Origin of the sequence: Marinobacter iranensis (assembly GCF_029207565.1) — a bacterium.
GTDB classification, from domain to species: Bacteria; Pseudomonadota; Gammaproteobacteria; order Pseudomonadales; family Oleiphilaceae; genus Marinobacter; species Marinobacter iranensis.
In genome coordinates, this window is the sequence record NZ_JANCMW010000220.1 from 1 (window position 1) to 264 (window position 264).

Annotated in this window: 1 pseudogene; it reads left to right on the forward strand. The window is 68.6% G+C overall.

Annotated elements, in window-relative coordinates:
* Positions 1-264 (forward strand): annotated as a pseudogene (locus NLU14_RS22100) (3-oxoacyl-ACP synthase); the annotation flags it as partial.

A 264-nucleotide genomic window follows, 5' to 3' on the forward strand; every position in this document is an offset into this window, starting at 1 on the left:
CAACGAGGAATTGTCCGCCCTGGTCGACACGAACGACGAGTGGATCGTGCGGCGGACGGGCATCCGCGAGCGCCGCATCGCCGCGGACGGCGAATTCACGAGTCACCTCGCGATCGCCGCCGTACGGGATCTGCTGGACAGGTACCCGACCGCGACCGACGACATCGACGGCGTCCTCGTCGCCACGACGACGCCCGACAATCCGTTCCCTTCGGTCGCCTCGCGCGTGCAGGACGCGTTCGGCTTCAAGGCCGCGCTGGCGTT